Origin of the sequence: Zymomonas sp., from assembly GCF_020216885.1 — a bacterium.
Lineage (GTDB): Bacteria > Pseudomonadota > Alphaproteobacteria > Sphingomonadales > Sphingomonadaceae > Zymomonas.
In genome coordinates this window covers 1-12943 of sequence record NZ_JAIWON010000057.1, presented here as the reverse complement: position 1 = coordinate 12943, position 12943 = coordinate 1, and the positions used below count along the sequence as shown (strand labels likewise).

11 protein-coding genes are annotated in these 12943 nt (G+C 47.4%); 2 read left to right on the top strand and 9 right to left on the bottom strand.

Annotated elements, in window-relative coordinates:
* A partial coding sequence (locus LDL18_RS02980; RefSeq protein WP_296506923.1) for a methyl-accepting chemotaxis protein occupies positions 1-1505 on the top strand: 1505 nt, incomplete at its 5' end.
* A gap of 58 nt (positions 1506-1563) precedes the next feature.
* On the opposite strand, the gene LDL18_RS02975 is transcribed toward LDL18_RS02980, so the two are convergent.
* On the bottom strand, positions 1564-1995 hold the full coding sequence (locus tag LDL18_RS02975) for a helix-turn-helix domain-containing protein (protein WP_296506922.1): 432 nt from the start codon (positions 1993-1995) through the stop codon (positions 1564-1566).
* Positions 1996-2061: 66 nt separating this feature from the next.
* Here LDL18_RS02975 and LDL18_RS02970 point away from each other — a divergent pair, with 66 nt between their 5' ends.
* Positions 2062-2694, top strand: a complete 633-nt coding sequence (locus tag LDL18_RS02970; protein WP_296506925.1) for a cation transporter — start codon at positions 2062-2064, stop codon at positions 2692-2694.
* Between the two features lie 3 nt (positions 2695-2697).
* Here LDL18_RS02970 and LDL18_RS02965 read toward each other — a convergent pair whose 3' ends face one another.
* From LDL18_RS02965 to LDL18_RS02930, 8 genes are all read right to left on the bottom strand, one after another.
* Positions 2698-3621: an NAD(P)-dependent oxidoreductase gene (locus LDL18_RS02965; RefSeq protein ID WP_296506921.1), complete on the bottom strand. Its 924-nt coding sequence runs from the start codon at positions 3619-3621 to the stop codon at positions 2698-2700.
* Positions 3618-4811, bottom strand: a complete 1194-nt coding sequence (proB, locus tag LDL18_RS02960) for a glutamate 5-kinase (protein WP_296506920.1) — start codon at positions 4809-4811, stop codon at positions 3618-3620. Before proB ends, LDL18_RS02965 begins: the two co-directional genes overlap by 4 nt.
* A complete protein-coding gene (gene obgE / locus LDL18_RS02955) occupies positions 4796-5839 on the bottom strand; it encodes a GTPase ObgE (protein WP_296506919.1) in 1044 nt (347 codons plus the stop codon). Before obgE ends, proB begins: the two co-directional genes overlap by 16 nt.
* 91 nt (positions 5840-5930) lie before the next feature.
* Positions 5931-6539, bottom strand: coding sequence for a GNAT family N-acetyltransferase (locus LDL18_RS02950; RefSeq protein WP_296506918.1), 609 nt, complete (start codon positions 6537-6539; stop codon positions 5931-5933).
* Positions 6540-6732: 193 nt separating this feature from the next.
* Positions 6733-7002: a 50S ribosomal protein L27 gene (gene rpmA, locus LDL18_RS02945; RefSeq protein ID WP_011240160.1), complete on the bottom strand. Its 270-nt coding sequence runs from the start codon at positions 7000-7002 to the stop codon at positions 6733-6735.
* Positions 7003-7134: 132 nt separating this feature from the next.
* The gene (rplU, locus tag LDL18_RS02940) at positions 7135-7443 is read right to left on the bottom strand and encodes a 50S ribosomal protein L21 (RefSeq protein WP_014500625.1); all 309 of its coding nucleotides are present in this window, start codon (positions 7441-7443) and stop codon (positions 7135-7137) included.
* A gap of 302 nt (positions 7444-7745) precedes the next feature.
* A complete protein-coding gene (locus LDL18_RS02935) occupies positions 7746-11126 on the bottom strand; it encodes an autotransporter outer membrane beta-barrel domain-containing protein (protein ID WP_296506917.1) in 3381 nt (1126 codons plus the stop codon).
* A 299-nt stretch (positions 11127-11425) separates the two neighbouring features.
* Positions 11426-12943: MATE family efflux transporter (locus LDL18_RS02930; protein ID WP_365974603.1), on the bottom strand; the 1518-nt coding region annotated here is incomplete at its 5' end.

The window sequence follows — 12943 nt, the reverse complement described above, 5'->3', positions numbered from 1 at the left end:
ATTATGTTAGTGTAAATAAAGCCACATTGGATGCAATTCAACAGGGGCGGATGAATGAAGGTCGTGACCTGTTTTGGAAAGAATTGCCTGCCTTTGATCAGGTGACTTCTGCACTTGGCACTCTGCAAAATGTCGAAAAACAGGCGAATGCGGCTAAAGTCGTCGATATGGAGCGTTCGTATAACTATGTTCGCATTGTAACGATTATTGTAACGATTTTAGCGGTTCTGCTTTCTTTGTTGATTGCTAATATTGTTATCAAAGCGATCGTTCAGCCTTTGGGTCTTATTACCAACGCTTTGGGTGAATTAGCTGATGGCAATATGGATGTTCAGGTTGCTCTCGATGCCCGCGAGGACGAAATCGGTACCTTGCTTGATGCCTTAAAAACCTTTCGCGACAAGATGCGGAATGCCGAAAAACAAAAACAGATGGAATTGGATTCCCTGTTTTCTGGTATCGGCGAGGCTTTGGAAGGGCTGCGTAATTATGACCTGACCACCCGAATTCGGGGTAATTTAAACGGTTCTTTCTCGGAAATTCAGGCAAATTTCAATAACTCTCTTGATACTTTAGAGCAGACGATGTCCCAGATCATCAAATCTGCAGAAAATATCCAGAATGGGGCGAGTGAAATTCGTCAGGCTTCTGATGATCTGTCTCAGCGCACGGAACAACAAGCGGCCAGCCTTGAAGAAACTTCGGCGGCTATGGAAGAGATTTCCAGAACTGTTGATCAAGCTGCTGTCGGTGCAAAAGAATCCAGACAGATTACAGATAAAGTTCGTGGTGAAGCCGAAAAGAGCGGCGATATTGTTCATAGAGCGATGGATGCTATGGCCAAAATCGAAAGCTCTTCCAACGAGATCGCACAGATCATCAGCGTTATTGATGGTATTGCTTTCCAGACCAACTTGTTGGCTTTGAATGCTGGTGTTGAAGCCGCCCGCGCTGGTGATGCTGGTAAGGGATTTGCGGTTGTGGCCTCGGAAGTGCGGGCTTTGGCACAGCGTTCGGCTGAAGCGGCTAAGGATGTGAAAGAAAAAATCACGGCCAGCGCAGGCGAGGTTGATAGCGGCGTGGTTCTTGTGAATGAAGCAGGACAGGCGCTGGAACGCATCGTCAGCCAGATCCGTGAAGTGGGTCAAAAAGTGACCGAGGCTTCTACTATGGCGGAAGAGCAGGCTGTTGGCTTGAAACAGGTCAACACGGCTGTTTCTGAAATGGACGGTGTGACCCAGCAGAATGCTGCAATGGTTGAAGAATCAACCGCAGCAGCCCGTAATCTGGCGAATGAAACCGTCGCTATGATGGAACAGGTCAGCATGTTTAAGCTGGGCAATACGCGGCAGTTTGCAAGCACGCCAGCGATAACTTCAGCTCCAAAGAAGCCGGTAGCGCGGCCTGCTTCAAGAAGTACCGCTAAATCGGCTCCGTCGAAAGCAGCGGCCAAACCCAATCCAGCGCCTAAGCCTATGGCAGATGATGATTGGTCAGAATTTTAATTCTAATAAAAATCGCTTAATCCTGAAACGGGTCGGTTTTATCGCCGACCCGTTTTTTTTATGAGGCTGATTTTATGGGCGTTGTATTCTGTTTTAATAAATTTTTGAGAATACAGCATTGTGCTATTGTCCCGCCCTGACAGGCGGTTATTTTTTGCCTGAGTTCGGAAGCAAGCTGAGTTAAATCTTGAATTTTGGATTCGATGATATCTAAATGGCCGCGTGCGATTTTATCGACCTTTTGACAATCCTCATCGGGTTGATCGGTCAATGCGATAATCTCGCGAATTTGCGATAACGGGAAGCCTAAAGATCGACAGCGGCGAATGAAAGATAATCTCTTAAAATGGTCGCAGTTATAAAGTCGATAATTATGGCCTGTGCGAAGCGGGGCTGGGAGCAGTCCAATGGATTCGTAATAGCGGATCGTGACGACTTTGGTATCGGTATCTTTGGCTAACTTGCCGATCGTGAAATAATCCGTATTCATCGCTTGACCCTATAGTAACTATAGACTGCATTTTAGCTGTCTTGATTCCTCATGACACGAGCAGATATGATGGGTAGGAAATGTTGTTGCGAGCCTGATTTTTCAACAAAGAGGGCTATACCCGAAGGATATAAAAAGGCCTTGTGGGCTGTTTTTATTCTTAATAGCATGATGTTTTTAGCCGAGATATTCACCGGATTTTTTTCAAAGTCAGCTTCTTTGCAAGGGGATGCCTTAGATTTTTTAGGGGATGCCCTTAACTATGCCCTTAGTTTGCTGGTTATCGGTTATTCGCTGCGGATAACCGCTTGGGCGGCAGTTCTAAAAGGCGTTACGATGGGGCTATTGGGCATATGGGTCTTGGCTATTACCCTTTGGCATATAGCGTATGGTATTGTCCCAGAAGCAACGACCATGGGTATTGTCGGTTTGGTTGCCTTGTTTGTTAATGTCGTTTCATTTTTGTTATTATGGCGTTTCAGAGCGGAGGATGCCAATATGCATTCTGCGTGGATTTGTTCGCGGAATGACGTGATCGGTAATTTTGCTGTTTTATTAGCTGCCTTTGGCTTGTTCCATTGGGTGAAAGGCTGGCCTGATTATTCTGTTGCCTTTATTATGGCTTTATTAGCCTTACAGGGGGCTTGGGTCAGTATTCGTATGGCTTTGAAAGAATTACAATCTTTATCTGTTTGCTAAATGCTATCTTTTGAGCCAGCCGCGCGAGCGATACCAAATAGCGGTTTGATTCAATCCTTCTTCGAGCGGGATTTGAGGCTCCCAAAGGCTAGTCGGGGGTCTTAGAGTCGGATTGATGACCCAATCAGGATGGCAGAAATAACGGACGCGATCTTGTGTTAGCCGCGCTTGATTCCCATGCAGCCAGCCTTCTGCTTTGGACGCAAAAGACAGCAATTTTTTAGGAAGATGGACGACCTTTATAGAAGGGCGTCCAACGGCATGTCCTAAAGCTTGTGCAAATTCATTTTGGCTCCAGCCTTCGGGATGGCCGTCATCGACTTCATAAAGTTGGTGATAGCTTGGCTGGCTGATATCTCGATCAACCAATGTCAGGATAAGGCGTGAAAGGTCATCGGCGGCGATCAGGGATAATCTGCCCTTGGGCGGCATAATCATCAATCCCATGACCGCCATTCTGAACATTTCGAGCATTTCCCGATCTCCTGAACCGTAAACGGCAGGCGGTCGGACGATTGTCCAGTCAAGCCCCGAGGATCTTACCTTTTCTTCAGATTGGGCTTTTGACCAGCCATAATCGGAGAGTTCGGCTTCTCTGGCTGCCAAAGATGAGACATGAATAAAGCGTTTTATTCCGGCTTCTTTGGTGGCTGCGAGAAGTTTTTCTGTGCCGGTCAGATTGATATGCGCGAAGGCTTCCCTGTTTTCTGCTTTGACAGCACCCGCCATATGAATAACGGCCTGACAGGATGAAACCAGTTTTTTGAGGCTGTCTTCATCTTCGAGGCTACCGCGAATCCACTCTACCCCCGGTCTTGCGGGTTGTGGTCGTCGGGTCAAAGCCTTGATACCAATACCGCGACCAGCCGTATTGTCGAAGACGTGGCCGCCAATAAAACCGGTTCCCCCCGTCAGTGCAATTTTCATAGCATAACCATATGATTACGATGGATCAGGGCTGTTCTGGCCTCATATCCTAGAATATCAGCAATTTCCTGCGACCGCTTGCCTGTGATTTGGGCAGAATCTTCGCTGTCATATTCAATCAGACCCCGCGCAATAAGATTGTGTTCTTGGTCGAGTATATCCACTACGTCACCGCGGTTGAATTTGCCTTCTATGGAGCAGACGCCAGCAGGGAGTAGGCTGTTTCCATCATGGAGTGCCTCGACTGCGCCTTGGTCGATATAAACCTGACCATGCGCCGTTAATCGTCCGGCCAGCCATGTTTTGTGAGCCGAAGCGCTTTCGTCGGCTGTGAACAGCGTGCCAGCGCCATCATTCAAAAACATTGTCAGCGGGGAAGGTCGTTTACCCGTTGTAATTGCCAGATTAACGCCGGAATAGGTGGCAATCCGCGCCGCTTCTACCTTGGATGCCATACCGCCAGAACCCATGCCAGAAGCGGAATCACTGCTGGCCATGGCTTCTGTGCTATTATCGATATGTTCGACCCGATCAATCCGTTTGGCGTTTGGATCTTTCGTCGGATTAGCGGTATAAAGGCCGTCAACATCCGAAAAAAGAATAACGCCAGAGGCGTGACTGGCCTGCCCGATGCGAGCAGCGAGACGGTCATTATCCCCAAAGCGAATTTCTGCGGTCGCAATCGAGTCATTTTCATTGATGACTGGCACGACACCAAGAGAAAGCAGACGATCAAGCGTTGCCGAGACATTCAGATAGCGGCGGCGATCTTCCAGATCATCAAGTGTCAGTAGAATTTGGGACGAATCCAAGCTGCATGCACCCAGCAACTCTGCCCAGCATTGGCTAAGCAGAATTTGTCCAACAGAGGCAGAGGCTTGGGCATCTTCCAAAGATGCCCGTCCACCACGTGGCAGGTTTAAGCGTCTGGCTCCAAGGGCGATAGCCCCAGAAGAAACAACAATGATTTGCTGTCCAGCTTGATGCAGTTTGGCAATGTCATAGGCGACAGTTTGCAGCCAATCGCGGCGAACCTGACCGCGTTGGTCAACGAGCAAAGAAGAACCAATTTTTATAACCAGTCGCGGGCAGTTTTCCGGTCGAAAAACCGCACCGTTATTATGGGCAGAGTTCGTTTCTGTTTCTTGCTCTTGCGATTCTGAAATATCAGAAGTTAGATCGGCGACCATATCTTCTCCGTTTGGGCGCTGCTCTCTTGAGCTTTTTCTATAGCGCGACCGGTCATCGTAATAAGTTGGTCAAGGATGGGATCCAAGCCTTGGCCTGTGGCACCAGATAAAAGCAGAACTTTCTGTCCGCTGGCTTCTTCCAATGCCTGCGAGAGCTCAGCACATGTTTCTTCATCAATGCTGTCTATTTTATTCAGCGCCAGTAACTGCGGTTTTTCAGCGAGACCTGCCCCATAAAGAGCCAGCTCGTTTTGCACCTCATGCCATGCCGCTATTGGGTCTTCACCGGAGGCATCAATCAGATGCAGTAAGATCCGACAGCGTTCGATATGTCCCAAGAATCGGTCACCAATGCCGATACCTTCGGAAGCCCCTTCAATAAGCCCCGGAATATCAGCTAGAACAAATTCCTGACCATGGCGGCGCACAACCCCTAATTGAGGATGGAGCGTTGTAAAGGGATAGTTCCCGATTTTAGGATGTGCGTTGGTCGTAGCTTTCAGAAAAGTAGATTTGCCAGCGTTGGGTAGGCCGACAAGACCGACATCAGCTAATAATTTTAACCGCAACCAGACCCACGCTTCTTGAGCTGGCCAGCCGGGGCCGTGCTGACGAGGGGCGCGATTGGTCGAGCTTTTATAGCTAGCGTTACCGCGGCCGCCATCGCCCCCTTTTAAGAAAATGACTTTTTCACCGACTTTGGTGAAGTCATGGAGAATTTCTTCTTTATCTTCTGAAAGAACCTGTGTGCCTACTGGAACATGGATGACCAAATCTTTGGCACCTGCGCCGGTTTTGTTGGAACCAGCCCCACTAGCACCACGGGCTGCGCGGAAATGCTGGGTATAACGAAAGTCGATCAGAGTATTGAGGCCGGGGACGGCTTCAAAAACAATGTCGCCGCCTTTGCCCCCGTTACCCCCATCGGGGCCACCATATTCAATATATTTTTCATGGCGGAAAGAGACCGCACCGGGGCCACCAGCACCGGAGCGAAGATAGATTTTTGCCTGATCGAGAAATTGCATGGTGTGACAGACTATAAAGAAAACAGGGCTTGTTTAAAAGCCTGATGATAGCAGGGGATATCATTTCATCAATAATATCCCCGTTATCATATTACGCAGCGAGTGTCGCGCTTCTGTTTGAAATAGTCTGTGATTTACTGTGTTGAAGAGAAGGCTGACAGGAGGAAAAGACCCTGACGCGTTCTTCCTTGATAAAATTTTCCGGTAAAAAAGATACCGATGTATTGGCAGCACCCCAAGCAGCCGTTGGCGGCGTTTTCTGTTTTTCAGAAAAACCAAGTTTGGTCAGCAATTTTTCAGCCGCAGCATCTGCATGATCATAGGCTGCCGTCAGCGACGGAAGGCGCAAGGCCTCATCCGCGAAATGAAGCATCAGTCGGCTGGCTTCGGTAGCAAAGCCTTGTCCCCGAAAAGCGGGAGCAATCCAGCAGAAGAAATGCGCTTCTTTTCCCGCAAGGGCTGTGATGCCGATAAGACGGGGTTCTTTCCCATCCCGCAAAAAAATGCCGGAATGAGGGCGGGTAACGTCATTTTCGTGAATAAGCCGTGCGGCGTTATCCCGTAAATAACGGGTTACATCGTTATCGGGAGAGTCGAGTAATCCGCTGCGTGATGAGGCAGTGTCCAGCAGATCGAGTAAAACGCCGAGGTCATCTGACCAAAGCGGCCTCAAAAATAAACGTGCGCTATAAGCGAACATCGGTTTAAGCTCCTTGATCGCCCCCCGTTTGTAGCTGCCTTAAAAGACAGTATCATGACAAAAGACGAATTATATGAGCGACTAACCGATCAAAAAAAAAGAGCGGCCTTTTAGAAGGCTGCTCCCTTTCGTGACTGTTTAAAAACAGTCATAATCGGGTCGCCCTTTGACGGACGACCCAACGGATCATCCGTTATTCAGCTGCCAATGGCAAGGCATCGACGCTGACATAGCTGCGTCCAAGTTTTCCTTTATGGAAAACGACACGGCCTTCGGCTGTTGCAAATAAAGTATGGTCTTTGCCCATACCTACATTGCGACCGGCGTAAACTTTGGTACCGCGCTGGCGAATAATAATGTTACCGCCAATAACGCTTTCACCACCAAATTTTTTAACACCAAGGCGACGACCAGCTGAATCGCGGCCGTTACGCGATGAACCGCCTGCTTTCTTATGTGCCATTATGTAATCTCCCTAGAAAAGCCGACTTTTAAAAAGTAATGGCTTTGCCGGTTAAAATTCTGAACATTCTGGCACTGTTGGGTAGAATACGCATAGTGCCGGAAAAAGTTTCAGAAAAAATGAAATCCAATATTAAGCAGCGGCGTTACCGACTGATACAATCTTGAGGATTGTATGCTGCTGACGGTGGCCGTTACGGCGACGGTAGTTATGGCGGCGACGTTTCTTGAAGACGATGACTTTTTCCGCCTTAGCCTGAGCAATGATCTCGGCTGAAACCGTCAAACCTTTGACGGGCTGGAGATCAGCACCCTCACCGGCAAGCAGGACATCTTCAAGCGAAACTGTCGTTCCCGCCTCGCCGGCGATTTTTTCGACAACAATTTTGTCTCCAGCGGCGACGCGGTATTGCTTCCCGCCGGTGCGCACGATAGCGAACATGGCTTTTATCACTTCTTCAAAGGCATGAAATAAACAGATCGGATCATGCGTGGTTAACCCACACATGCCGGTTTAAGTGTGCTCTGCTAGTCTAAAGTGAGTCGTGAGTCAATATGTTGAATCGGTTGTCAGCCGAAAAAGGCCAGTTTTTGGCCTTATTTCTTCATTGCTTTGAGGGATGTGTCTTTTTGAACCACCTGCTCTTTGTCTTGGGATTTTCTTTTTTTGAAAAAAGGCGTTACTTTTGAAGGTAACGCCTTGAAGAGATTATAAGGAAGTTTTGTCGGGGAAAAATGATTGGATCAGAAGACCCATGAAATATTACCTTTGAGGCCGCTTGAAGAATAATGCGCACTATATTGGCCGCTATAGCTAAGGCCTAGCTGTAGGCGATTTTTGACTTGGGCTTGTAGGCCGACGCTGACCATCGCCGAATTTTCAGCTAAAGGCACACCCGAAACATTGAAGTCAGCCGTTTGATTAAGAAAATTTTCTTTGATGGAAGGCGTGATTGTCCCGAAAGCATGACGATAACCGATTGTGGCATTCGGTGTCAGGACAGTCGATTTTCCAAGCGTTACGCGGGAGGCGATGCGGGAACCAAAAGTCGCATAGGCCATATTGCTGCTTAAAGCATGGCCAGAGAGCGCCGCTGCGCCGCCTGATTCACGGAAAGCATTGGTGTGCTGGTTGATATAGGCGGCATTTCCAAAAGGTTCGACCATGACCCGACCGATGTCAAAGCGATAGCCGATATCGGCAAAGGCCTGCACGGTGCCGCCATTATAGCGACTGCTTTGTTGATCGGTAAAATCAGCGTAAAGTACTTTCCGACGGGTTGCCAATCTATCCCATGTGTAGGTTGCGCCCATTCTTAAGCCAAGACGATCCCAATGCGTATTGGCATAGCCACCCAAGGTAACGTTATTGCTGTGGCCAGATGAAGCCCGTTCGGAGACAGAAAAGCCGGAATGACCGTAGCCAACCAAGGCACCGATATGCCAATTTGGGATAAGCGAGGTTTCACCACCGAGAACAAAGCCGCCGACGGAATTGCTCATTCCAGCGGCATTGGCGCTGTGGCTGTTATGGCTCCAATTGCCGTAGGATTGCATCCAAAGTGTTTGGCCTTGATCGCTGTCGCAGGTCGCTCCTGTAGAGCGACCATCCCGATTGGCAGTTTTTTCAGTAGATGCCCCCAAAAGACAGTCCGCTGCCCGCATCCGGTTGATGGCCATATCCCTGATCTCGGTGGCATTTTGAATGAGTGCTGTTCTTGCCGAGGCATGAATTTCACCAGACAGGCTATTGAAAGCATTCTGTGCCGCTGCAAAATCAAGCAGCGTGGCCGGTAGAGTCAAGCTGGAGGTAGGGGACATCCTATCAAGTGCCGTTGCAATATTCCGTTCATTTCGGCTTTGGGCGGCATTCGCAAAAGCGATATTGCTGCGTTCGATTTCAAGAGAAACAATATTGCTCTGGTAATCAACGCCAGTTGTCAGGAAGGGATAAAGGGCATTGCCTGTCAGATCGCTTTTGATAGCTCCAAATTGACCGGATATCCCGCCCGAGGCGGTCAAAATTGTATAATTTTGTCCCAATTTTGGTCGCCCTGCTTCGGAAGTGGCTAGGCTGACAAGCGTAGCGTTATTGATTTCAGCCTTGCCCTCTACGGCAATCATACTGGCGCTATTGCTGTCTATTTGGGTGAGATAGGTCGCGGCACTATCCAGCACTAAATTTTGTGAAACATGCATATTGCCGCCGCTATTACTGAGCACGGCACCTGGTGTGACAATCCCTTGCTTGACGGTCAAACCGCCAGCAAAAAGCCCGTTACCACTGACAATGCCCGTTGAATTGACAAGGGCCGTTGTTTCGCCGTTATTTTCAAAACGGCCTGCATTTTCTACCTGTGACTTATCCAATCTTCCGGTCAAGATGAGTTGGGCAGCCGCGGCAACGCCGGTTTTTCCGCTGTAACTGTTATTGCCGGAGAAGATTTCTTGGCCACCGCCAATGATCACACCACCATGAGTTTGGTTTTCGCCGCCTGTTAAAATAGGCACCGGCACCATCGCGGCGCGGGTTGAGTCTTCTGCGTAGTCATCGCGAATAGAACCGGAGAAGGTATCTTGTGCTTGGCTAAGCAACAGAGTGTTATCGCCTAAGACGACTTGTCCACTGCCAGATAAAGAGCGGATACTCTGTCCTGTTTCGGAATGCGCGATATCGAAACTTCCCGCGACATTAACAACCGCCGATTGGGATATGCTGCCCGTGCCGCCGATGCCTAACCAACCTTTTTTAGCGATATTAGTAGCACCGGTGTAGCTGTTGTTATTGGTTAGATAGGCGATGCCACCATCCTGAATATTCACGCCTTTGCTACCAGAGATGACCCCAGCTAGTCCCAATGCCCCCATATCAGAAGAAACGTCCAGCCCATTGGTGAAATTATAATCCGACACGTAAAAGGGCGTATAGCCCGTTACGGCATTTTCCAGATCATACATCACGGCATTTTGTAAGAAGAAAGAAACGCCTTCCAAAGTATAGTTATTAGGTGTGTAGATATTGCTGCCCAAGGTGAGAACATTGGTTTGATCGCCTTGCGAACCATCACCGGTGACAACCGAAACTGTCTGACCATTCGGGACATTGCCAGTAATATTTAATATATGACCTGGGTCAACATCGTTGATATAGCCATCACTGCCTGTTGCACCCGCATCAATCGCCTGACCCAGTAAATCATTTGAGCCGACGATAATCATCGGTGTTCCAGAATCCAGCAGGGTCGGCATGCCTTTGGTATTTTGTCCATTATCAAGCGCATATTGGAACATGGCATCAAATTGCCGTCCGGCATTGGCGCCTGATAGCGGGAAACTGCCGATGATGCCGCGCCAAGGCACTTGGGTGAAGAATTGCGCCCTTAAGGCGGGGGTTAATCCAACGATAAGGCAGCTTGCCCCGCAATCTCCCGGTGTCGTTGCGGTACCATTGGCTTCGACAATATAGCCGCTTTTAGTGAGCTGGCCGGGAACACCGCCATTATCACCGGGATAAATGAAATCACCAGCCCCCATAATCCCGTAGAAATGATTTTCATCAGGCGCTTTGCCAGCGTCCAGTGATTGTTGCCATGATAAATCTTGATAATAGGTCTGTGAAGGATCCAATCCTGCCGTGTCGGGTGAAATCTGTTGTCCGATATCATCAGGATTTAATCTGTTTTCGGTAGCAATAGAGGCTTGAATAAGAGCCACACCCAGACCTGCTGATGTGTCATAATTGGCTATTTTGCTGCCTGTTGTGCTGTTATAAAATTGGATGTTTGAAATCGATGTATCGGATTGCAGATAGCCATAGGTGCCATCGCCATACATATAACCATAAGGGCTGGATACGGCCGTACCAGTTTGCGGAAACCAGCTAGGCATCGTGCCATTATTATTCATGCCGACTGCAATATTAAAGGAATCTGAGCCGGTATCGAAAAGATATTCTTTCGGGTCCCCGTTATTAACACCGGCATTGATGCCTAAGCGGGTGAAAGAAAATCCGTCTTCTACTTCATTGATAATATCGAGAGGTATTTCAGTTGCATGCAAAGCATGCGGGTAGAAAACACAACTCACTAGAAAAAAACGGGTTATAATCCGTCTCAAATTTATCATACTCCCCCCAAATTTTGTAATTTAACTATAATTTTATAGTAACGGGAGGAATTTTAGAATTTTTAACAGTTTTTTTAAGATATTTGAATTTATTTTTTCTCTATAATGGAGATATATATAAGATAATTTTAATTACATTGGGATGATCTTATCTTTTTCTTCAAATAAATTAAAATATTTATGGAAAAATTTATTTTATTTTTTTCATAAAAACCAAACTTTTTAAAAAAGTAATAATTTTTATATTTTTATTGTTAATGTTTAAGGTGTATATTGAAAATATATTTAAATATAAAAATTTATTTTAATGTTTTAAATTTTTTATTATCGTAAAATTGTCTTCTTCCCATGAAGGGTAAACGAATAATTTGAGCAATACTACGATAAAAAAGAAAGAGGCTAAAGGATAACCACAAGCCATTATTTCCCCATTCTTTGAAAAAGAACAGGCTAATCATGAAGAGCGAAAGCGCAATAGCCATACTGCCCATCATTGCTTTGCTCCATCCAGCACCGACAAAAACGCCATCCATTACATAGGAGCTGACCCCAACGAGGGGTAGGATAATTAGCCAGATAGATAAATTTCCAGCGGCTTGGGCAACGATTGAATCCGTTGTGAAAGATTTGACCAGTAATGAACCCGAAAATCCGTAGATAAGCGCTAATAAAGTGGCGACTAGAAACGCCTGCAATAAAGTAGCGCGCATCAGTTGAGAGAAGCGCGTGTGATCTTTTGCGCCAGCCGCTTCACCGCATAATATTTGTGCCGAGCTTTCGTAACCATCTAAAATCAGTGTCGCGAGTGAAAAAAGTTGATTGATAATGGCATTAGCTGCAAGCAAAATAGCGCCTTGTTGGACACTCATTCGAGTAAAGAAAATAATAGCCGTCATTAACAGTAAAGTGCGGATGAATAGATCGCGATTGAGGCTGAACAGGCTGTAGATGGTTTCTTTTTGCCATGTCAGGCGATGAAAACTCAGCCGACATAATAGCTGAGGCGAAGCGTAACGGGTGACAGCCGCCAGTAGCAACAGAGTTGAAAAGATTTCAGAGATAATAGAGGCATGCGCAACCCCGTTTACCCCTTGCTTTAGCAACAGGACAAAGAAGCAATCCATTGAAATATGAAAAAAATTACTGGCAACCTCGATAGCCAGAACCAGACGCATTGACCGCATCCCGATCAGCCATGCACTTAAGGCCATATTGGCAAGAATGAGCGGCACAATCCAGTAACGGAGACAAAGATAAGACGCGGCTTGCTCTCTAATTCCGCCAGAGGCATTCATTAAAGATAGCCCGAAGGGAATAATAAAAGTTTTGAAAAGCAGCAATAAAAGTCCGAGTCCTAAGGCAAGAGAAACGGCTCGAATAAGCGTTTGTTCGGTTTCATAGCTGGCTTTTATATTTGCGGGGTGGCGTAACCCTGCTTCTTGCCACTGTGCTTCTGACAAAGCGGTGGCATGGCTGGCTTGGGTTGTATTCTGTCTTCCGGCGGCTTGAGCCGTCAAAGCCGTTGTCCCAGATCGTAAAAAATTAAAAAGCACGCAGAGGGTGGTTAATAATTTTGCCCCGATTTCGACACCACCTTGCGCTTGGGGATCGCCCAAGCGGCCTATCGCCCAGATATCAGCCAGACCAAACAAAGCGGTTGCGATATTGGTGACAATCGCAGGAAGCGCAATAGCTCCAATCACTTTATGGCGGGAAAAGGAAAGGCGAAGGCGTGTAGCGGCTCGTTTCGGCAATAACATTTGTCGGGGATGACCTGCTGTCTTTTCGCTGTCAAGTTCGATTGGTGAAATTTTATG